Raw genomic sequence first — 21,139 nt, 5'->3', positions numbered from 1 at the left:
GGTTGGCGCGTTCGGGCAGGTGGCGGTCGATGCAGTTGTGCGCGACGTTCAACACGCCGTCCTCGAACCACTTGATGTCGACCTTGCCGAAGTCAAAGCAGGTGTTCTTGATCTTCGTCGGCCGCGCCATCCAGTCCAGACGCTGCGCCGCCGCCGCCCAGAACCCTTCGGGGTCCGAGATCGATTGCGCGTACATCTCGTCGTATTGCTCGGCGCCGACATGGGCGTTGGCGACGAAGTCGTCGGACGGGGCGTGAAGGACTGGGTGCGTCATGATGTCTCCTCCTGTTTTGCCGAGCAGGATGCGCCTTGCGGCGTCGAACGCAAGGCCCCTTCGTGCGAAAGACGGTCACGGGATCGCGCGTTGCGGATGCCGGGCGGTGCGCAGACGACGATGCCGAAAGGGAAAATGCGCGCGGGCCGGTCCCCAACGACCCGCGCGCGGACCTTCCGCAGAAGGCCCGGGGCGGCGGCGATCAGATCGCCAGATACTCCGCCCGCAGCTCTTCGTTCTCCAGCACTTCGGCGGCAGATCCGTCGAAGACAATGGAGCCGGTGTCGAGGATGATCGCGCGGTCGGCCAGTTGCAGCGCGCGCACCGCGTTCTGCTCCACGAGGATGGTGGTCATGCCCTGTTCCTTGATGTGGCGCAGGGTCTTCTCGATCTCGTCGACGATCACCGGTGCCAGCCCCTCGTAGGGCTCGTCGAGCAGCAGCACCTTGATGTCGCGCGCCAAGGCCCGGGCGATGGCCAGCATCTGCTGCTCGCCGCCCGACAGTGTCACCCCCTCTTGTTTGCGCCGCTCGCCGAGGCGCGGGAAGAGGTCGTACAGCCGGTCGAGCGACCAGCCGATCGGCGGCGCGATCTGCGCCAGTTGCAGGTTTTCCTCGACCGTCAGGCCCGGGATGATGCGCCGATCTTCGGGCACGAGGCCCAGCCCGGCCACCGCCGCCTGATGCGAACTCATATTGTGCAGCGGCTGGTGGTCGAGCCAAATCTCGCCGCGCTGCACCTGCGGGTTGCCGAGCCGCGCAATGGAGCGCAGCGTCGTGGTCTTGCCCGCCCCATTGCGGCCCAGCAGGGCGAGAATCTCACCTTCGTGCACGTTGAAGCTGATGCCTTGCACGATGTAGCTTTCGCCGTAGTAGGAGTGCATATCCCAGATCGACAGGAAGGCGGGCGCGGTTTCCGCGTGGTTGGCGTTCTTGGAAAAATCCGGTCTGACGTTCATCTCGCTCTCTCCTTACGCCGCTTCGCCGAGGTAGGCTTCGCGCACCTTGGGATGGCCCTTGATGTTCTCGGGGCTGTCCTCGACCAGCGGTGTGCCTTGGGCGAGCACTGTGATCCGGTCGGCGAGGCTGAACACCACGTGCATGTCGTGTTCGATGATCGCCATGGTGATGTCGCGCTTTTCCTTGATCTCTTTCAGCAGGTCGATCGTGTTGTTGGTGTCGGCGCGGGCCATGCCGGCGGTGGGCTCGTCGAGCAGCAGCAGGCGCGGCTCTTGCACGAGGCACATCGCCATCTCGAGCCGCCGCTTGTCGCCGCGCGACATGGAGGCCGAATGCATGTGCCGCTTGTCGAGCATCTTCACGTCTTCAAGCATGGCCTCGGCGCGGCTGCGCAGTTCAGCCTCGCTTTCGACCGCGCGGAAGGCGTGCAACCGGTAGGCGCCGTCTCGGCGGGCAAAAAGCGGGATCATCATGTTCTCCATCACCGTCAGATCGCCGAAGATCTCGGGGGTTTGGAACACTCGCGAAATACCCATCTGATTGATCTCGAACGGCTTGCGGCCGAGCACCGACTGCCCGTCGAACATCACCGATCCGGTGTCGGGGATCAGCTTGCCGACGAGGCAGTTGAGCAGGGTCGACTTGCCCGCACCATTGGGGCCGATAATCGCGTGCACGGTGTTTTCCGCAACGCTGAGGTTCACCTCCGACAAGGCCTTCAGCCCGCCGAAGCGCTTGTTGACGTCTTTGACTTCCAGAATGCCCATCTGCGCCTCCTTATTCCGCGGGTTCATGGTTGGCCTTGCGGGCGGTGCCGTTGTCTTTCGGCTTGTCCCGCTTCAGGGCCTTCGAGATGCGCTGGCCGCCCTCCACCAGCCCGCCGGGCAGGAAGATCACCACCAGCATGAACAGCAGGCCCAGCGTCAGGTGCCAGCCCTTGCCGACGAAGGGGTGAATGATGGCGACGACGAAATCCTCGATCCCGTCGGGCAGGAAGGCGAACCATCCGTGCAGCACACCGTCGTTGATTTTCGAGAAGATGTTCTCGAAGTACTTGATGAAGCCCGCGCCCAGCACCGGGCCGATCAGCGTGCCGGCGCCGCCGAGGATGGTCATCAGCACCACCTCACCCGAAGCGGTCCACTGCATCCGCTCGGGGCCTGCGAGCGGGTCCATCGAAGCCATCAGCCCCCCGGCGAGCCCTGCGTACATGCCCGAGATCACAAAGACCGCGAGCGTGTATGGGCGGGCGTTTAGGCCGGTGTAATAAAGGCGCTGCTGGTTCGACTTGATCGCTCGCAGCATCATGCCAAAAGGTGAGCGGAAGATGCGGATCGCCACGTAGAAGGCGAGGATCATGATCACAGCGCTAAGGTAATAGCCGACCGAGAAGTTGAAGCTCCATCCGGCGATGTCGACAGTGGTGAAATTGCGCATCTCCAGCCCGAAGAGGTTGGTCACCGGAATGCCGCCGTCGGCGGTGGCGGAATTGCCGAGAATGCGCGGATCGTCGAGGGTGATCTGCAGGCCGGTCTCGCCATTGGTGATCGGGGTGAGCACAGAATAGGCGAGGTTGTAGCTCATCTGCGCGAAGGCCAGCGTCAGGATCGAGAAGTAGATGCCCGAGCGGCGCAGGCTGACGTAGCCGATCACCACCGCAAAGAGCCCGGCCACGATCATCGACAGCAGGATCGCCGGGATGACGTTCATGCTCAGCAGCTTGAACATCCACACCGCGGCGTAGGAGCCCATCCCGAGAAAGGCGGCGTGGCCGAAGCTGAGATATCCGGTGAGGCCGAACAGCAGGTTAAAGCCGATGGCGAAGATGCCGAAGATCACGAAGCGCTGCATCAGGTCGGGATAGCCCGCGTTGAACTGCGCCAGCGAACTGTCGGTGGGGAAGGGGTTGAGGATGAACGGGGCGCAAAGCGCCAGAATGATCACGACCACGAAGACGGTGGTGTCTTTTTTGCCAAGTCCGAACATGGTCTTAGTCCTCCATCACGCCCTTGCGGCCCATCAGGCCCCTCGGACGGGTCAGCAGAATGATGATGGCGACGAGGTAGATGATGATCTGGTCGATGCCGGGCAGGATCGATTTGATCTCGTTCATCGACGCGAAGCTCTCGAGCACGCCCAGAACGAAGCCGGCCAGAACCGCGCCGGGCAGCGAGCCCATACCGCCGACAACCACCACCACGAAGCTCAGCACGAGGAAATCCATCCCCATGTGGTAGTTCGGCGAGTTGATCGGCGCGTACATCACGCCCGCCAGCCCGGCCACTGCGGCGGCGAGGCCGAACATGATGGTGAAGCGGCGGTCGATGTTGATGCCCAGCAGGCCCACGGTCTCGCGGTCGGCCATGCCGGCGCGCACCACCATGCCGAAGGTGGTGAACTGCAGGAAGGCGAAGACGGCACCGACGATCAGCGCGGCGAAGCCGAAGTAGACGAGGCGCCAGTAGGGGTAGATGATCGCATTGGGATCGAAGCCCAGCAGCACGCCGAAATCGAACGAGCCGCGGAACACGTCGGGCGCGGGCGTCGGGATCGGGTTGGCCCCATAGAAATACTTGATGATCTCCTGCAGCACGATGGCGAGACCGAAGGTCACGAGGATCTGGTCGGCATGCGGCCGCCGGTAGAAATGCTTGATCAGCCCGCGCTCCATGATCACGCCGATGAGGATCATCACCGGGATCGAGAAGAGGATGGCGAGCGGCACCGACCAGTCGATGATCGCGGCGCCCGCAGCCTCTCCGAACCAGTCGTTGACGTAGGGCACGTCGACCTTCAGCGGGTTGCCAAGGAAATCCTTGCGGCTTTCGTCGACCACCTGATGCGACAGGGTGAGGATGCGGTTGAGGGTGACGGCGCAGAAGGCGCCGATCATGAACAGCGCGCCATGGGCGAAGTTGACCACCCCGAGCGTGCCGAAGATGAGGGTGAGCCCCAGCGCGATCAGCGCATAGGCCGAGCCCTTGTCGAGCCCGTTCAGGATTTGAAGAATGATTGCGTCCATGTCCCGGCCTTCAGGTCAAAGGAAGTGCGTGCGCTCCCGGCGTGGCGCCGGGAACGCGGGAATGAGGCCACGCAACGCGACGTGACCCGCTGTCTGCAAAGGCTCAGGCGCCCGGGTTGCAGGACCCGAGGCTGCCGCCGGCGAACATCGGATGATCGGGGGCATATTCCACCTGTCCGCGCGGGGTGACCTCGACCACCTCGAGAAGGTCGAACTCCGACTCCGGATTCTCCTTACCGCGCACCACCAGCACGTCTTTGAAGCATTGGTGATCGTCGGCGCGGTAGAGCGTCGGGCCGTTGCCGAGGCCGTCGAACTCGAAGCCTTCGAGCGCTGCGGCGACCTCGCAGGGGTTGAACGAGCCTGCGCGTTGGACGGCGTCGGCATAGAGCAGGGTCTGCACGTAGCAGGTGTGCGCGGCCTGGCTCGGCGGGAAGCCGTACTTGGTGCCGAAGCTCTGCACGAAGGCTTTCGAACCTTCGTCCTGCAACGACCAGTGCCAGTTGGTCGAGCCGAAGATACCCTTCACGTTCTCACCGGCGCCGCGCGCCATCAGGCGCGAGTAGAGCGGCACGACGATCTCGAAGTTCTTGTTGTTGACCATCTTGTCGCGCAGGCCAAACTGCACGGCGTTGGTCAGCGAGTTGACCATATTGCCGCCGTAGTGGTTCAGGATCAGCACGTCCGCGCCCGAGTTCAGGACCGGCGCGATGTAGGACGAGAAGTCGGTCTGCGCGAGCGGCGTCTTGACCGTGTTGACGGTCTCCCAGCCAAGCGCCTCGGTGGCTGCCTTGATCGACTCTTCCTGCGTCCAGCCCCAGGTGTAGTCGGCGGTCAGGTGATAGGCCTTGCGGTCCTCGCCGTATTGCTTGGCCAGCACCGGCGCGAGCGCGGCACCCGACATATAAGCGTTGAAGAAGTGGCGGAAACCGTTGGCTTTCTTGTCCTTGCCGGTGGTGTCGTTCGAATGCGTCAGCCCGGCCATGAAGATCACGCCCGCCTCTTGGCAGAGGCCCTGCACGGCCACGGCGACGCCCGAGGACGAGCCGCCGGAGATCATCACCGCGCCGTCCTTCTCGATCATCGATTTGGCGCTGGCGCGGGCGGCGTCGGATTTGGTCTGCGTGTCGCCGGTGACATATTCGACCTTCTTGCCGAGGATGCCGCTGCCTTCCAGCATCTTCGAGCTGAAGGTGTTCAGCATGCCGCCGTCACCACCGCCATTGAGGTGTTCGACCGCCAGTTCAAAGGCGCGCAGTTCATCGGCGCCTTCGTCTGCGTAGGGGCCGGTCTGCGGTACGTTGAAGCCAAGGGTGACCGAGCCGCCGGTGGGCTCGTTGGTGAAGGCCGATGCGGACGAACTGGTGAAGATCGTTGGCAGGGCCACACCGGCTCCCGCCACGGCACCAGTTCTCAGCACGCCGCGGCGTGTCAGAGTCGACTTGGACATGAATTTCCTCCCGTTTGAATATTTGCGCCGTCAGGCTCCTCTTCCCGACAGTGCAAAACACGTTTCCGTGCAAAATCAGTATCGGGCCACGAAAGAAAATCACGCAACAACTGCTTTTAGGTTAACGATTTTTTTGTCAACAAATGCACAAGGCATTAGGGTATGATGTAAATAAATTTATTTCGCGCCGCAGAAAGGCCTTGAAAGGGTTCAGAAACCACCATGCCCCGCGATACGCTCACCGGCAGTCGAATCCGCGAAAGACGTACGATTCTCGGCTTGAAACAGGCCGATCTTGCACGTCAGGCGGGTATTTCGGCGTCTTATCTCAATTTGATCGAGCACAATCGTCGAAGAATCGGCGGGAAATTGCTGCTCGATCTGGCGGAAATACTCAAGGTCGAACCGTCTATCCTGACAGAAGGGGCCGAAGCCGCGCTGATTGCCGCTTTGCGCGAGGCGGCGGGCACAATGCGCGGCAACGCGGCGGAATTGGACCGGGTCGATGAATTTGCCGGGCGTTTTCCCGGCTGGGCACGGCTATTGGCCGAGGCGCACGCGCGCATCGAAACGCTGGAACGCAGCGTCGAGACGCTCAGTGATCGGCTGGCACATGACCCGCAGCTTGCCGGCGCGCTGCACGAGATGCTCTCGACCGTCACCGCGATCCGTTCGGCGGCCTCGATCCTCAACGAACCCGAGGCGATCGACCCCGACTGGCAGCGCCGGTTTCACCGCAACATCCACGAAGACAGCGCCCGGCTCGCCGAGAGCAGCCGCAGCCTCGTCAGCTACCTTGAGGCCGAAGGCAAGGCCGCACGCGAAAGCGGCACGCCGCAGGAAGAAGTGACCGCCGTCTTCGAGGCGGCGGGCTATCACTTCCCGGCGCTCGAGAAGGGTCGAGAGCCGGAGGCGCTCGCAGAAGACCTTGGTGGCGATCTCTCGGGCAACGCGCGCATCCTACTGCAGCAGGCGCTGGTCACCTACGCCGAGGACGCCCGCGCCCTGCCGCTGAAGCCGTTGCTGACCGCCGTGTCGGAGGATGGTGCCGATCCGCTGGCGCTGCTGCGCCGCTTTGGCTGTGATCCGGCGCGCGCCATGCGCCGCCTCGCCGCGCTGCCTGCAGAGGCCGCCTGCGGGCCGGTCGGGCTGGCGATCTGCGACGCCTCGGGGGCACTGACTTTCCGCAAGCCGCTGCCGGATTTCCCGATCCCGCGCTTTGGTGCCGACTGCCCGCTCTGGCCGCTGTTCCCGGCGCTTAGCCGTCCCATGGCGGTGCTGTCGCGGCGCGTACAACTGGCCGGGCGGCAGGGCGGCGCGGTGCGCGCATGGGCGGTGGCGCAGCCCGCCGGCCCGCCGCAGGCCAACCGCGATCCGATCTTCGAGGCGCATATGATGATCACCCCGGCGGGCCCGGACCGCGGCGGCGAAGAGACCGAGCTTGTCGGCGCCACCTGCCGCATCTGCCCGCGCGTCAGTTGCCCGGCGCGGCGCGAGCCCTCGCTGCTGGGTGACGCAGCGGAGCGGCCACTGTGATCGTGGTCTCTTTTTGACAGGGGTTGAAACATTGGCGATAACAAGGGCTCATGGGGGAGAAAACCTCGGCGCCGGAAAGGGGAGAGTCCGGGGCCGCGGAGAGAGGGGTGGATGTCCAAACACGTGCTGCTGATCGAAGATGAGCCGAATATCATCGAGGCGATCAGCTTCATCCTGTCGCGCGAAGGGCTCGACGTGGAGACCCATTCCGATGGCACCACGGCCAACGAGCGGCTGCGCGATGTGCAGCCCGATCTGCTGATCCTTGATGTCATGCTGCCCGGCAAGAGCGGCTACGACATCCTGCGCGACCTTCGGGCCGACCCGGCGACCGCCGAACTGCCGGTTCTGATGCTGACTGCCCGCGGCCAGACCCGCGACCGCGAACTGGCCGAGCGTGAAGGCGTCAGCGCCTTCATGTCCAAACCCTTTTCCAACAGTGAAATGCTCGACACCGTGCGCACGCTGGTGAACGCGCAAAAAGAGGCATGAGCGAAGAGGCGCCCCGCCGCGGCACGCCGCCGGTTTTCCTCGAGCGGCAATCCTACCGCCGCCGCCGGGTGATGGATGGGGCGCGGGTGTTGCCGTTTCTGGGCGCGTTGCTCTGGCTGGTGCCGCTGCTGTGGCAGGAAGACCCGTCAGAGGGCGTGCGCAGTTCTGCGGTCATCGTCTATCTGTTCGGCGTCTGGCTGGCGCTGGTGCTGCTGGCCGCCGGCATCGCCTGGGCGCTCGGACGTCCGGGGCCGGGAGACGGGGGAGAGTAGGCGATGCTCAACACGCTGGTCGCCGTCTGCCTCGGCTACGCGCTGTTTCTCTTCGTCATCGCCTTCGCCGCCGAGCGCATCGCCCTGCGCGGGCAGGCCCGCTGGCTGCGCTCGCCGCTGGTCTACACGCTCTCGCTGTCCATCTATTGCACCGCTTGGACGTTTTATGGCGCCGTCGGCTCGGCGGTGCGCACCGGGTTCGAGTATCTGGCGATCTACCTCGGGCCTTCGCTGGTGCTGGTCGGCTGGTGGTGGATCCTGCGCAAGCTGGTGCGCATCGGGCGCTCGCAGCGCATCACCTCGGTGGCCGACCTCATTTCGTCGCGCTACGGCAAATCCAATCTTCTGGCGGTGGGGGTGACCATCCTCGCCGTTGTTGGCACCACGCCCTATATCGCGCTGCAACTGCAATCGGTGACGCTCAGCTTCGAGGTCTTTTCGGCCGGCGATCTGGCCACCGGCGAGGAGAGCGGCCATACGGCGTTGTGGCTAGCGGCCGGGTTGGCGCTGTTCACGGTGATCTTCGGCACCCGCAACCTCGACGCCAATGAGCGGCACAATGGTGTTGTCATGGCAATCGCCGTCGAGGCGGTGGTGAAACTCTTCGCGCTGCTCGCCGTTGGCGTCTTCGTGGTCTGGGGGCTGGGCGGCGGGCTGACCGAGACATTGGCGCGGATCGATGCCTCGGAGCTTGGCCAATGGCGCATCGACGGCGGCCGCTGGGCCGGGGTGATCATGCTCTCTGCGGCGGCTTTTCTTTGCCTGCCGCGGATTTTTCAGGTGCTGGTGGTCGAGAACGACAACGAAACCCATCTGCGCACGGCCAGCTGGGCCTTTCCGCTCTACCTTGGCCTGATCAGCCTCTTCGTCGTGCCGATCGCGGTAATTGGCCTCGATCTGCTGCCCGAAGGTTCGAACCCTGATCTTTTCGTGCTGACCCTGCCGCTGTCGCAAGGGCAGGGCGGACTGGCGGTGCTGTCGTTCCTTGGCGGCTTCAGTTCGGCGACCTCGATGGTCATCGTCGCCGCCATCGCGCTGTCGACCATGGTGTCGAACCACGTGGTTATGCCGCTCTGGCTGCGCTTTGCCGAGACCGGCGCCAACGTATCGGGCGACGTGCGGCATGTGGTTTTGCTGGCGCGGCGCCTGTCGATCGTCGGCGTGGTGATGCTGGGCTATCTCTACTACCGCCTCTCTGGCGGCGGCGAGGCGCTGGCCACCATCGGCTTTGTGTCCTTCGTCGGCCTTGCACAAGTGCTGCCGTCGATGCTGGGCGGCATCTTCTGGCGCGGCGCCTCCCGGCTCGGCGCGGTCACCGGCCTGCTGCTGGGCTTTTGCTGCTGGGGCTATGCGCTGTTCCTGCCGTCCTTCGGGCCGGGCGTCTTCCTGCCGGAAAGCTGGCTGCTCGACGGGCCCTTCGGCATCGGCTGGCTGCGCCCGCAGGGGATGTTCGGCCTGTCGGGCATGGACCCGCTGCTGCATGCGTTTTTCTGGTCGATGACCCTCAACACCGGCGGTTTCGTTCTGGCGTCCCTGCTCAGTTTCCCCCAGCCGATCGAGCGGTTGCAGGGCGCGCAATTCGTCAATGTCTTCGAGCATTCCACCAGCCCGCGCAGCTGGACCGGCAATATCGCGCAGAGCGAAGACCTGATGATCATGGCGCAGCGCATCTTGGGTGCGCGCGATGCGCAGCGGTTGTTCGAGCGCGAGGCCGAGCGGCAGGGCGCGCGCGGCCCGCTGCCAGACGTGACGCCGCGCTTTCTGGAAACGCTGGAGCGCGAACTGGCCGGGTCGGTGGGGGCGGCGACGGCCCACGCCATGGTCGGTCAGATCGTCGGTGGCATGTCGGTCTCGGTCGAGGACCTGATGGCCGTAGCCGACGAGACCGCGCAGATGATGGAGTATTCTGCCCGGCTCGAGGCGCAGTCGCAGGAACTGGCCCGCACCGCTGCGCAGCTGCGCGAGGCCAACGCCAAGCTCACCCGTCTGTCGGTGCAGAAGGACGCCTTCCTCAGTCAGATCAGCCATGAATTGCGCACCCCGATGACCTCGATCCGTGCGTTTTCCGAGATCCTGCGCGACACCGGCGGCATGACGCCCGAGGAAAAGACAAAATACGCCTCGATCATTCATGACGAAGCGGTTCGACTGACCCGGCTTCTTGATGACCTGTTGGACCTGTCGGTGCTGGAGAACGGACAGGTCAGCCTCAACCTGCGGCGCGGCCTGCTGTCGGACCTGCTTGATCGGGCGGTGGCCGCCGCGGCGGCGGATGAGGCCGGGGCGCGGCTGGAAATTCGCCGTGATCACGCCGCCGAACAGATCATGCTGCACACCGATCTCGACCGGCTCAGTCAGGTGTTCATCAACCTTGTCGCCAACGCCCGCAAATACTGCGACGCGCCGCATCCGGTGCTGGAGATCACCGTCAGGCCGGGCGCGCGGCTGGCGGTCGATTTCACCGACAATGGCTCGGGCGTGTCCGCCGAGGCGCAGGACCTGATCTTTGAAAAATTTAGTCGGGTCAGCGATCAGAAGGCGGGCGGCGCCGGGCTGGGGCTTGCGATCTGCCGGCAGATCGTCACTCGTCTCGGTGGTGACATCACCTATGTGCCCGGCCGCGGCGGCGCGTCATTCCGCGTGAGCTTGCCTGCGGATCTGGCCATCGCGGCGCAGTGACCGGCAAAGCTTTTCTGGCCTGCTAAAGCCCGCGGTAACCAATTTGCCCGATAAACGGCGGGGCAAATGCGCAGCAGATCAGACTGAAAGGAAAGATGCCGGACGCCGCCAGACAGTCGAACCCTGCCGGACAGGATGTGCTCAGTCGCAAGGCCGCCGCCGCGCGCCGCGCCTTTGAGGCGCGTGCGATGTCGCCGGCCAAGGCGCTGCGCCGGGCGCTGTCGCGCACGGCTGATCTATTGTGGGATCTGGCGCTGGTCACCCGCGCCGTGGAACTGGATCAGTTCGATCAGGATGGCGTGGTGGCCCAGCTGCGCCCAGAGGTGCTGCTGGTTCTGCTCGATGGACCCGACGGGGCGGTCGGGCTGATCTCGCTCGAGCGTGACCTGGTCACCGGGCTGACCGAGGTGCAGACCATGTTGCAAGTCACCCAGATGCCCGCCGATCCGCGCCCGCTCACCGCCACCGATGCCGCGATGACCGCGCCGCTGATCGACGGCATGCTGGAGCGGTTTCCGCGATTTCTCGAGGATCATCCTCTGCGCGCGCAGCTTGAGGGGTTCCGCTTTGGCGCCATGCTCGAGGATGCGCGCGCCGCTGGCATGCTGCTCGACGCGCCCGGTTACTCGGGCTTCCGGGTCGAGATCGATCTGGCGCTGGGGCGCCGCAAGGGCGAGCTGCGCCTGTTCCTGCCGCAACGGCCTGGTGCGCAGCGGGCCGATGCGGTTGCGGGCGAAGGCGCCTATGAGGCGCGCATGGCGCTGCTGCCAGCGCAGATGCGCGCAGTGCTGGGCGCGCTGCGCCTGCCGCTGAGCCGGGTACAGGCGCTGAAGCCGGGCGATGTGCTGCCGTTGGCGCCCGAACTGCTCGACAAGGTCACGCTTTGCACCGGCGCGGCGCGGGACGGCGGCACCGCCGTCGCGGGCGGGCGGCTGGGCCAGATGAACGGCATGCGCGCGGTGCGGCTCAGTTGGCCGCAAGGGGGGACCGCCGCGGGGCAGGCCGCGGGCGCGCCTCGGGCAGAGCCGGGCTCTGCACCGGTCCCGCTGGAGGAAGACGTCGCGGCGCCCGCCGCTGCTGCGGAGTTTGGCCTTGATGAGATCACCTCAGGGCTTCCGGATCTGCCCGACCTGCCGCCCCTCGGCGATGACGGGGCAGGCGATTTCGCGGCTGATTTTGACGCCGCGCCCGCGGTTTCATCAGACGACTCGGAGGACGGTGGCGGCATGGATTTCGATTTCGATTTTTCCGCCAGCCCGATGCCGCCCGACGAGTGACCGAACCGCAGCGGCGCAAAGGCGGCTGCCGGGCATTTCACAAGCATTTGCAGTGGTCTTCGCATGAGCGAGGCGGCCAAAGTGGGCCTCACACCCGGCGGGCTCCCTTGCCATTTCCCGCGCCATATCGTGTTACTCTGGCCACGACCCACCCGGAGCCTGCCAGAATGACCGTTCACGACACCCCCGCCGCCGACCGCAAGACCCGCGTCACCACCAGCCACTGGGGGGCGTTCGAGGTGACGACCGAGGGGGATCGTATTGTCGGCACCGGACCTTTTGCGGAGGACCCGGAGGCAAATGACATTCCGCTTGCGGTGCCCGCCGCCGTGCATCACCGCAGCCGCGTCTCTCGGCCGTCGATCCGTCGTGGCTGGCTCGAAACCCGAGACCGCGCGGGCCGCGGCCACGACAGTTTTGTCGATCTGCCATGGGACGAGGCGCTGGACATCGCCGCGCAAGAGATTGACCGCATTCGAAAGACCCACGGCAATCAGGCGATCTTTGGCGGCTCCTACGGCTGGTCCTCGGCGGGGCGGTTTCACCACGCGCAAAGCCAGGTGCACCGCTTCCTGAACAGCATCGGAGGGTATGTCGCCTCTTTCGGCAGCTATTCCACCGGCTGCGCACAGGCGATCATGCCGCATGTCTTCGGCGTGCCCTTCCTGCGCTATCTCTATAACGAGCAAGACAGCTGGCAGACCATCGCCGAGAACACTCAGACGCTGGTGATGTTCGGCGGCATCAATCGCAAGAACGCGCAGGTGAGTATGGGCGGGATCACCCGTCACGACACCCAGAACTGGTTCGAGCATTTTGGCGAAAGAAACATGCATCGCGTCAATATCAGCCCGCAGCGGCGCGATGCGCCCGAAGGTTGCGCGTGGCTGCCGGTGCGTCCGGGCTCCGACACCGCGCTGATGCTGGCGCTGGCCTTCGTGCTGGAGCAGGAGGGGCTGACGGATCACGATTTCCTCGCCCGTTACGCGGTCGGCTTTGCGCGCTTCCGGCCTTACCTGATGGGCGAAAGCGACGGTTTGCCCAAAACGCCGGAATGGGCCAGCCCGATCTGCGGCACCGATCCCGAGACGATCCGCGCGCTGGCGCGGCGCATGGCCAGCACCCGCACGCTGATCACTGTCGCATGGTCGCTGCAGCGCGCCGAACACGGCGAGCAGCCGTATTGGATGTCGGCCGTTCTGGCGGCGATGCTGGGTCAGATCGGTCTGCCCGGCGGCGGCGTCGGCTACGGCTATGGGGCCATCGGCGGCATCGGCAAATCGATGAAATCGCTGCGCGGCATCACGCTCGATCAGGGACAGAACCCGGTCGGCACCTTCATTCCCGTGGCGCGGATTGCCGACATGCTGGAAAATCCCGGCGTGCCCTATGACTTCAACGGGCGACGCGAGCCGTACCCGGATATTCGCCTTGTCTACTGGGCGGGGGGCAACCCGTTCCACCACCATCAGGACCTCAATCGCCTGCACGAGGCGTGGAAATGCCCCGAGACGGTGATCGTCAACGAGCCATGGTGGACCGCCACTGCCAAGCGCGCCGACATCGTTTTTCCTGCCACCACCAGCTACGAGCGCGAGGACATCGGGCGCACCGATCTGGATGAATATCTGTTTAACATGCCCGCGCTGATCCCGCCGGTGGGCGAGGCGCGCGATGATTACGACATCTTCGCCGGTCTGGCCGCGCGCATGGGCGAGGGAGAGGCCTTCACCGAAGGGCGCAGCAGCGAAGGCTGGTTGCGTCACCTCTACGAAGGCTACCGCGCGACCGGCGCCGAGGCGGGGATCGACGTGCCGGATTTCGACGATCTGCGCGCACGCAACTGGGTCAAGCTGCCGATCGTGCAAGAGCCTCCGCTGCCCTCGTTCCTTGCCCGCTTTCGCGCCGATCCAGAGGGGCACGCGCTGAACACGCCCTCGGGCAAGATCGAGGTCTTTTCCGAGACAGTCGACGGGTTTGGCTACGCCGATTGCCCCGGTCATCCGGTCTGGCTGCCGCCGACCGAATGGCTCGGCACGGCCAGCGCGCAAACGCCGCTGCATCTTGTGTCGCCGCAGCCCGGCGACAAGCTGCACAGCCAGCTTGAGGCCGCGCTGGCCGATGCGCCCGACGCGCGGCCCGAACGGCTGCTGATCCACCCCGAGGATGCAGGCCCGCGCGGCATTGCCTCGGGCGATCTGGTGCTTGTGCGCAATGCCCGCGGCGCGGTGCGGGCGCGGGCGGTGGTCAGCGATGACATCCGCGTTGGCGTCGTGGCGCTGCCCACCGGCGCTTGGTACGGTGACGCGTCCGAGAACATCGACCCGCATGGCAACCCCAACGTGCTTACCCGTGACAAGGGAACGTCGTCGCTCGGGCAGGGGTCTTCGGCGCATACCACGCTGGTCGAGGTCGGCCCGCTGGGCTGAGCCGCGCGACGCGTGGTTGCGAAACGCAGCGCGCGCGATACCATCACTCTGGTGCCCGGGCGCCAAGTGCGGCGCGGGACCCCGGTTTGGAGGATATCGATGCGCGCCACCGCTCTCACCGCCAGTTTCGCCGCAAGTCTGCTTTTGACATTCGCGCTGCCGCTTGCGGCGCAGCAGGCCGCTGACGCCGTCGCGCCAGAGACGGCCACCGCGTCGGGCGCGTTCGAAACGCTCTCCGCGCCGGCGCAGGCCGCGCTTGAGGCCAAGGCACAGGGACAGCCGACCGAGGGGGACACTTGGATGGTGGCCGCCGCCAATCCTTTGGCAGTGGAAGCGGGCGCGCGGGTGCTGCGCGAGGGGGGCAGCGCCGCCGATGCGATGATCGCCGTGCAGGCGGTGCTGGGGCTGGTCGAGCCGCAAAGCTCGGGCCTTGGCGGCGGCGCGTTCCTTGTCTGGTATGATGCCAAGACGCAGAGCCTGACCACGCTCGACGGGCGCGAGACCGCGCCGCTGGATGCACGTCCCACGCATTTTCAGGATGACGCCGGCGCGCCTTTGGGCTTTTTCGAGGCAGTTGTCGGCGGGCTCTCGGTCGGAACGCCCGGCACGCCGCGGCTGCTGGAAGAGGCGCATCGGCGCTGGGGCACGGCCAATTGGGCAGGACTGTTCGACGAGGCCATCGCGCTGGCGCAGGATGGCTTCACCGTTTCGCCGCGTCTGGCTGAACTGGTGGCGGGCGACGGCGATCGGCTGCGCCGCTTCCCCGAGACCGAGGCGTATTTCTTTCCCGGCGGAACCGCGCTGCAGGCCGGCGACAGGGTGGTCAACCAGCCTTACGCCGAAACGCTCAAGGCCATCGCAGAAGACGGCAGCCGCGCGTTCTACACCGGCGAGATCGCGGAAGCCATCGTGCGCCGCGTGCGCGAGGCGGAGGGCAATCCGGGCAAGCTCAGCACGGCCGATCTAGCGCTTTACGATGTGATCGAGCGCGCGCCTGTGTGCGTGTCCTATCGCGCGCATGAGGTGTGCGGCATGGGGCCGCCGTCGTCCGGGGCGCTGACCGTTGGGCAGATCCTCGGAATGCTGGAGCCCTATGATCTTGCCGCGCTGGGGCCGGACAGCCCCGAGGCGTGGCGGTTGATCGGCGACGCCTCGCGCCTCGGCTTCGCCGACCGGGGCCGCTACATGGCCGACAGCGATTTCGTGCCCATGCCAACCGAGGGGCTTTCCGATCCCACCTACCTGCAGCACCGCGCAGAATTGCTCGGCGGCGAGACGGCGCTGACCCAGGTGGCCCCCGGCGAGCCGGAATGGGACCACGCGCAGCTGTGGGCCGACGACCGCTCGATCGAATTTCCATCGACCAGCCATATCTCGATCGTGGACGCGCAGGGCAATGCCCTGTCGATGACCACGACGATCGAGAACGGGTTTGGCTCTCGGCTGTTCGTGCGGGGCTTCTTGCTCAACAACGAACTGACCGATTTCAGCTTCGCCACGCATGACGAGGGCCGGCCCATCGCCAACCGGCTGGAGCCGGGCAAGCGGCCGCGCTCGTCGATGGCGCCGACCATCGTGATGAAGGACGGCGCGCCGGTGATGGTGCTTGGCTCGCCCGGCGGCAGTCGGATCATCGGCTATGTGGCGCAGGCGGTGATCAACCAGCTTGACTGGGGGATGGATCCGCAGGCAGCGGTGGCCGCGCCGCATGTGCTCAATCGCTTTGGCACCATGGATATCGAGGCCGGCACCGAGGCCGAAGCGCTGTCGGGGCCACTGGCCGAGATCGGCTTTGAAACCAACCTGCGGAGCCTTAATTCGGGGCTTCACGTTATCGCCGTTGGAGAGAAACTGACCGGCGGCGCCGATCCGCGCCGCGAGGGGATCGCCTTGGGCGACGGGGGCAATTTCGCCTTGGGCGACGGCGGCAATTGATGTCGCGCAAGGCACAGTCGCCTGCCGTCTGGTAAGGAAACTTGCGCGCGGAGGGGAACTTCGCGCAGACTTGCAGTGTTGCTTTACCAAAGGCAATCGCAGACGGAGGACGTCCCCATGGCCCAGACTGCAACAAAGACGAACGGCGCACCCAAAACCCCGGAGCCCAGCATGCCCACTGACAGCGAAGCTCTGAGCGAGCAGATCAAGACACTGCGCAGCGACGTGTCTGCGCTGGCCGAACTGGTGGGCGACATCGGCAAGCGCCGCGGCGCCGAGTACAAGGCCGCTGGCGAAGCCAAGGCGACCGAGATGCGCGGCAAGGGCGAAGATGCCCTGCGTGAAGCTGGAATGCGCGTGTCGGAACTTGAAGAGAATGCGCGCGGCCAGATTCAGGCCAGCCCGTTTCAGGCCATCGGCCTCGCCGCCGCTGTCGGCTTTCTGATCGGTTACGTCGGCAGCCGGAGGTAATTGCGCTTGTTCGCCCTGTTTGAGGCAAGACTGAGAGCCGGCCTGACACGGGCCGGCCGCAACATCGCCGGGGCGGTCTGCTTGGCCGTCGCGGCAGTTTTTTTCTCTATCGCCGGCTGGCTGGTCTTGGTCGAGATGTACGGCACGATCCATGCCGCGCTGATCTTTGGCGGCATCTATTTCGTGCTGGCGCTGCTGCTCTTTTACGTGCCCGTGCGCCCGCGCGTGCCGGTCAACCCAGTGCCGCCTTCGGCCCCCGTCGGATCGATGATCGAGGCGTTTCTGGCCGGTCGCGCCGCAGGGCAGGCGATGCGCAAAGAGTGACGGGCGTCGCCCACGACCCCCGGATGGGCCGCCCGAGGCCCGTCCGGTGACGCCAAGGGCAGGCACACGCAGGATTGATCGCGGTGCCCGCAGATTTTTCGGAATGCTTTGAGAAACGGGTGCGGAGAAGCTGCAAATCTCTGAATTTCGCAGCGCCCGGGTCACAGTCGCGCGCCGCTGCATGCATTTGTCGGCAGCCGGTCATTGCCCCGCAGAGGCAACTGTGGCAAAAACTTAGTAGGATATCTGAACGGAAGAGTTTAGCGGATGACCGATTTCGTTACCCTTCGCCGTATGATGGTTGATACACAGGTTCGTCCCTCGGACGTGACCAAGTTTCCCATTATCGATGCGATGCTGCGCGTTCCGCGAGAGCTTTTCGTGCCCAGCGAAATGAGCGATGCCGCCTATGCCGGGCGCAATATCGAGCTTGGCGATGGGCGCGTGGTGCTCGACCCCCGGACCTTTTCGAAGATGCTTGATGCGCTGAACGTCGATGGTGACGATCTGGTGCTCGATATCGGCTCGGCGCAGGGCTACAGCGCTGCGGTCATCGCGCGCATCGCCGAGGCGGTTGTCGCCGTCGAGGACGACGAGGACATGTCGCAGGAGGCGCTGCCGCTGCTGATGGAGCACGCGGACAATGTGATCCAGCACACCGGCCCGCTCGCCGAGGGCGCGCCGCAGCACGGCCCCTACGATGCGATCGTCATCGAAGGCGGGATCGAAGAATTGCCCGAAACGATTGCCGGGCAGTTGAAAGACGGCGGGCGGATCGCCTGTATTTTCATGGACGGAGCGCTGGGAACGGTGAAGGTCGGCTGGAAGATCGACGGCGCCATCACCTGGCGGTTTTCTTTCAACGCCACCGCGCCGGTGCTTGCCGGGTTCGAAAAACAGGTGGCCTTCGCACTCTGACCCAAAGGGCAGGGATGCAGGACAAGGGATAAGAGGGCAGGAAGATGGCGCGTAAAACGCTTAGGACATGGATGACGGGTGTCTGCCTCGCGGCAGGGCTGGCAATGCCCGCTTCGGCGGAAACTCTGGCAGAAGCGCTTTCCGGCGCCTACAACACCAGCGGTCTGCTCGAGCAGAACCGCGCGGTGCTGCGGGCCGCCGATGAAGACGTGGCGCAGGCGATCGCGGCACTGCGCCCGGTGGTCGCATGGACCGGCGATATCAGCCGCAACTACGGCACGACCCGCAGCCTCGCCACCGGCTTCGAGCGCACCGGCTCCACCAGCGACACCGCGTCGATCGCGCTCAGCGCAACGCTGACGCTCTTTGATGGCGGCAGAAACCGGCTGTCGGTCGACGCCGCGAAAGAGGCGGTTCTGGCCACGCGCTCGGGCCTCGTCTCGGTCGAGCAGGACGTGCTTCTGCGCGGCGTTCAGGCGTTCATGGAAGTGCGCCGCGCCATCGAGACGCTGACCCTGCGCCAGAACAACGTGCGGGTGATCGGCGAGGAACTGCGCGCCGCCAACGACCGTTTCGAAGTTGGCGAAGTGACCCGCACCGACGTGGCCTCCGCCGAGGCCCGCCTTGCCGCTGCCCGCTCGCTGCTGGCGGCCGCAGAGGGCGCGCTGGCGCAGGCGCGCGAGGAGTATCGCGCCTCCGTGGGCCGTCTGCCGGGCAACCTCGTGTCGCCCAGTTCGCTGCCGAACATCCCGCCGAACGCCGATGCGGCCAAGGCTATCGCGCTGCGCAACCACCCCGACATCATTCAGGTGCAGCATCAGGTGACGGCCTCCGAGATCGGCATCGCTATCGCGCAGGCGCAGATGAGCCCGACAGTCTCGCTGCAGGGCACCTATGGGTATGACGAGAGCTTCGACAGCGAAGCGGGCTCGCGCGGCGGCACTGTCGGCCTGAACTTTAACGGCCCGATCTACAGCGGCGGGGCGCTCAGCTCGGTGAAGCGTCAGTCGATGGCCACCCGCGATCAGAACCGTGCGGCGCTGCTGCAGCTGACAAAGTCGGTTCCGCAGACGGTGGCCAACGCCTATGCCAACCTGCGCGTCGCACAGGCCGCCCGCGAGGCTTCGGACGAGCAGGTCCGCGCCGCAACCGTCGCCTTCCGCGGCACCCGCGAAGAGGCCACTCTCGGCGCCCGCACCACGCTCGACGTGCTCGACGCCGAACAGGAACTGCTGGACGCGCGCAACACGCAGATCTCGGCCGTGGTCGACGAAACCATCGCTGCCTACACGGTGCTCTACGCGATGGGCCAGCTGACCTCGGAAGACCTCGCGCTGAACGTGCCGCGTTACGATCCGGCCGAGTACTACAATCTGGTCAAGACCGCTCCGGTCCAGTCCCGTCAGGGCGCGGACCTCAACCGTATCCTGAAGGCGATGGGCAAGCAGTAAGCTTGCCTGACACACTGGCGCGCGGATTGCAGCTCGACCGTTGTCGGAGCCGCGATCCGCGTTTACACTTCAGGGACAGGCAAGAGTGGTAAACATATGTCCGATCCCGTGACCAATGTGGAAATCGAGGACGTTCTTTCCTCCATACGGAGGCTGGTTTCCGAAGATTCCCGTGCGCCCGAAGATACGGCGGAGCGCGAGCCTCAGCACAAGGCCGAAGCGCAGCCTGCCGCGCCAGAGCGGCTGGTTCTGACGCCGGCCCTGCGCGTTTCCGACCCCAAGCCGAAGACGCCGCCGGAGCAAGCGGCGCATCCTGCGTTTAGCGAGGCACCGGGACCCGACGAGATGCGCCTCACCAGCCGTTTGCTGCCCTCCGAGGAAGAGCTGTCCACCCCGGCTTGGCGCCGCGCCTCGCTGGAGCCAGTGCGGCCGGAGGTCGGCGAAGAGCCCGCCGCGCGCCACGCCGACAGCATCGAGGTCCCCGAGCCTGATGCCGATGCACCGATGATCGCGCCTGCGAGCCAAGCGGTCGAGGAGGCCGAAGAGGCACCCTTTATCGAGGTTACAGAAGAAGACGCGCAGGAAGATCAGGGCGCGTCCATCGCCGATTTCTTTGCCGCGAAACTGCGCGACACGCCGCGCGGCCCTGCGCCGGAGCCAATTGCCGAGATCGCTCCGAAAGAGGGCAGCCTCGCACGAAAGATCGCCGAGCTGGAAGAGATGATCGCGCGCAGCACCAGCGAGTTCGAGCCCGAAACGGGCGAGGAGGCGCCGGAGGCAATCTTCCGGCATCAGCCGATGGCTGCGCCTCAGGACAGCACGGACGAGCCGCAGATCGCGCCTCAGGCCGAGCCCGACGAGGACGACGCCGAACTGGCCAGCCGCCCGATGCCCGAGCCAGAGCTTGTTGACCGCCCCTTCGAGACCGATGCCACCGGCGAGCCGGATGAGGACGACCAAGAGGATGCGCCGTTCGCCTTCCGCCGGTCGTCTTTTGACCGCGAGCCAATCGCTGGTCGCGACGACTCTGACGAGGCCGAAAGGGCTGCGGAGCTTGATCAGCCGGAGGCCTTGGATGTGCCAGAGGTGCCCAAACCCTCTGCGCGCCGTCCTGTGAAAATTCTGCGCAACCCGGTCTGGCAACGCAGCCAGAGCAACCTGCGCCGCGAAGCGGAGGAGCTTGGCGCCACGCCGCGCGTCGAGCAGCCGGTAGAGCAGCCCGCCGCCCCGGTCGCCGCACAGTCCGACGCCGGATCGGAGTCCCAGAGCGCCGACACTGCGACGCTTTCCGAGAGTGGAAGCACCGATGAGGCGACGGATCTGCTTGCCGCGCTCGATCAAGAGACGCTGCGCAAGCTGGTCGCTGACGTGGTGCGTGAAGAGCTGCAGGGCGCGGTTGGTGAGCGTGTCACGCGCAACCTGCGCAAGCTGGTGCGGCAGGAAATTCAGCGCATCGCGATGAGCGCCGACCTCGACTAAACCTTTGTCCATGTCCGCAACTGCGACCCCGCCAGCCGCGCTGCGCGGGGTTGCGCGTTTTATGGCCGGCGCGTGACGGCAAAACCGGCAGTCTTTTGCCAAAGAGGGTTTCAGAAACGCCGAAGGCGCGCCCTGTTAGGGGCGCGCCTTCGACTGTTCGGGGGATGTCCC

The 21,139-nt window shown here is 65.6% G+C and carries 18 protein-coding genes; 12 read left to right on the top strand and 6 right to left on the bottom strand.

Annotated features, from left to right (window positions below; all coding sequences use genetic code 11):
- The 6 genes from ACXAJT_RS12755 to ACXAJT_RS12730 all read right to left on the bottom strand — a co-directional run.
- A partial coding sequence (locus ACXAJT_RS12755; protein WP_475235795.1) for an acetyl-coenzyme A synthetase N-terminal domain-containing protein occupies window positions 1–274 on the bottom strand: 274 nt, incomplete at its 3' end.
- Between the two features lie 202 nt (window positions 275–476).
- Entirely contained in the window at window positions 477–1,232 is a 756-nt protein-coding gene (locus ACXAJT_RS12750; protein ID WP_475235794.1) for an ABC transporter ATP-binding protein, read from the bottom strand.
- 12 nt (window positions 1,233–1,244) lie between these two features.
- Window positions 1,245–2,000: an ABC transporter ATP-binding protein gene (locus ACXAJT_RS12745; RefSeq protein ID WP_475235792.1), complete on the bottom strand. Its 756-nt coding sequence runs from the start codon at window positions 1,998–2,000 to the stop codon at window positions 1,245–1,247.
- A 10-nt stretch (window positions 2,001–2,010) separates the two neighbouring features.
- Window positions 2,011–3,219, bottom strand: a complete 1,209-nt coding sequence (locus ACXAJT_RS12740; protein WP_475235791.1) for a branched-chain amino acid ABC transporter permease — start codon at window positions 3,217–3,219, stop codon at window positions 2,011–2,013.
- Between the two features lie 4 nt (window positions 3,220–3,223).
- Window positions 3,224–4,255 carry a branched-chain amino acid ABC transporter permease gene (locus ACXAJT_RS12735; protein WP_475235789.1) on the bottom strand — a complete coding sequence of 344 codons (1,032 nt, stop codon included), beginning with the start codon at window positions 4,253–4,255 and terminating at the stop codon, window positions 3,224–3,226.
- A gap of 103 nt (window positions 4,256–4,358) precedes the next feature.
- Complete coding sequence (locus tag ACXAJT_RS12730; RefSeq protein WP_475235788.1) at window positions 4,359–5,705, bottom strand: substrate-binding protein; 1,347 nt, start codon at window positions 5,703–5,705, stop codon at window positions 4,359–4,361.
- A 222-nt stretch (window positions 5,706–5,927) separates the two neighbouring features.
- On the opposite strand from ACXAJT_RS12730, the gene ACXAJT_RS12725 reads away from it, so the two are divergent.
- The 12 genes from ACXAJT_RS12725 (at window position 5,928) to ACXAJT_RS12670 (ending at window position 20,968) form a co-directional block, all read left to right on the top strand.
- Complete coding sequence (locus tag ACXAJT_RS12725; protein WP_475235787.1) at window positions 5,928–7,241, top strand: helix-turn-helix domain-containing protein; 1,314 nt, start codon at window positions 5,928–5,930, stop codon at window positions 7,239–7,241.
- A 111-nt stretch (window positions 7,242–7,352) separates the two neighbouring features.
- Window positions 7,353–7,733, top strand: coding sequence for a response regulator transcription factor (locus ACXAJT_RS12720; protein ID WP_475235785.1), 381 nt, complete (start codon window positions 7,353–7,355; stop codon window positions 7,731–7,733).
- The gene (locus ACXAJT_RS12715) at window positions 7,730–8,005 is read left to right on the top strand and encodes a hypothetical protein (protein ID WP_475235784.1); all 276 of its coding nucleotides are present in this window, start codon (window positions 7,730–7,732) and stop codon (window positions 8,003–8,005) included. Before ACXAJT_RS12720 ends, ACXAJT_RS12715 begins: the two co-directional genes overlap by 4 nt.
- A gap of 3 nt (window positions 8,006–8,008) precedes the next feature.
- Window positions 8,009–10,684: an ATP-binding protein gene (locus tag ACXAJT_RS12710; RefSeq protein ID WP_475235783.1), complete on the top strand. Its 2,676-nt coding sequence runs from the start codon at window positions 8,009–8,011 to the stop codon at window positions 10,682–10,684.
- 95 nt (window positions 10,685–10,779) lie between these two features.
- On the top strand, window positions 10,780–11,961 hold the full coding sequence (locus ACXAJT_RS12705) for a FliM/FliN family flagellar motor C-terminal domain-containing protein (RefSeq protein ID WP_475235781.1): 1,182 nt from the start codon (window positions 10,780–10,782) through the stop codon (window positions 11,959–11,961).
- Between the two features lie 167 nt (window positions 11,962–12,128).
- Window positions 12,129–14,390 (top strand): molybdopterin-dependent oxidoreductase, encoded by a 2,262-nt coding sequence (locus ACXAJT_RS12700; protein WP_475235780.1) that lies wholly within the window; start codon window positions 12,129–12,131, stop codon window positions 14,388–14,390.
- A gap of 99 nt (window positions 14,391–14,489) precedes the next feature.
- A complete protein-coding gene (gene ggt / locus ACXAJT_RS12695) occupies window positions 14,490–16,325 on the top strand; it encodes a gamma-glutamyltransferase (protein WP_475235779.1) in 1,836 nt (611 codons plus the stop codon).
- 171 nt (window positions 16,326–16,496) lie between these two features.
- Window positions 16,497–16,796: an ElaB/YgaM/YqjD family protein gene (locus tag ACXAJT_RS12690; protein WP_475235777.1), complete on the top strand. Its 300-nt coding sequence runs from the start codon at window positions 16,497–16,499 to the stop codon at window positions 16,794–16,796.
- A 6-nt stretch (window positions 16,797–16,802) separates the two neighbouring features.
- Window positions 16,803–17,120 carry a phage holin family protein gene (locus ACXAJT_RS12685; protein WP_475235776.1) on the top strand — a complete coding sequence of 106 codons (318 nt, stop codon included), beginning with the start codon at window positions 16,803–16,805 and terminating at the stop codon, window positions 17,118–17,120.
- 267 nt (window positions 17,121–17,387) lie between these two features.
- Window positions 17,388–18,038 carry a protein-L-isoaspartate O-methyltransferase family protein gene (locus tag ACXAJT_RS12680; RefSeq protein ID WP_475235775.1) on the top strand — a complete coding sequence of 217 codons (651 nt, stop codon included), beginning with the start codon at window positions 17,388–17,390 and terminating at the stop codon, window positions 18,036–18,038.
- A gap of 44 nt (window positions 18,039–18,082) precedes the next feature.
- Window positions 18,083–19,489 (top strand): TolC family outer membrane protein, encoded by a 1,407-nt coding sequence (locus ACXAJT_RS12675; protein ID WP_475235773.1) that lies wholly within the window; start codon window positions 18,083–18,085, stop codon window positions 19,487–19,489.
- 96 nt (window positions 19,490–19,585) lie between these two features.
- On the top strand, window positions 19,586–20,968 hold the full coding sequence (locus ACXAJT_RS12670) for a hypothetical protein (protein WP_475235772.1): 1,383 nt from the start codon (window positions 19,586–19,588) through the stop codon (window positions 20,966–20,968).
- Window positions 20,969–21,139 lie beyond the last annotated feature (171 nt).

The organism is Salipiger sp. ABF4_146, from assembly GCF_056161345.1.
Note: the sequence above shows the minus strand (reverse complement) of the source record. Positions and strands in the feature narration are given on the sequence as shown.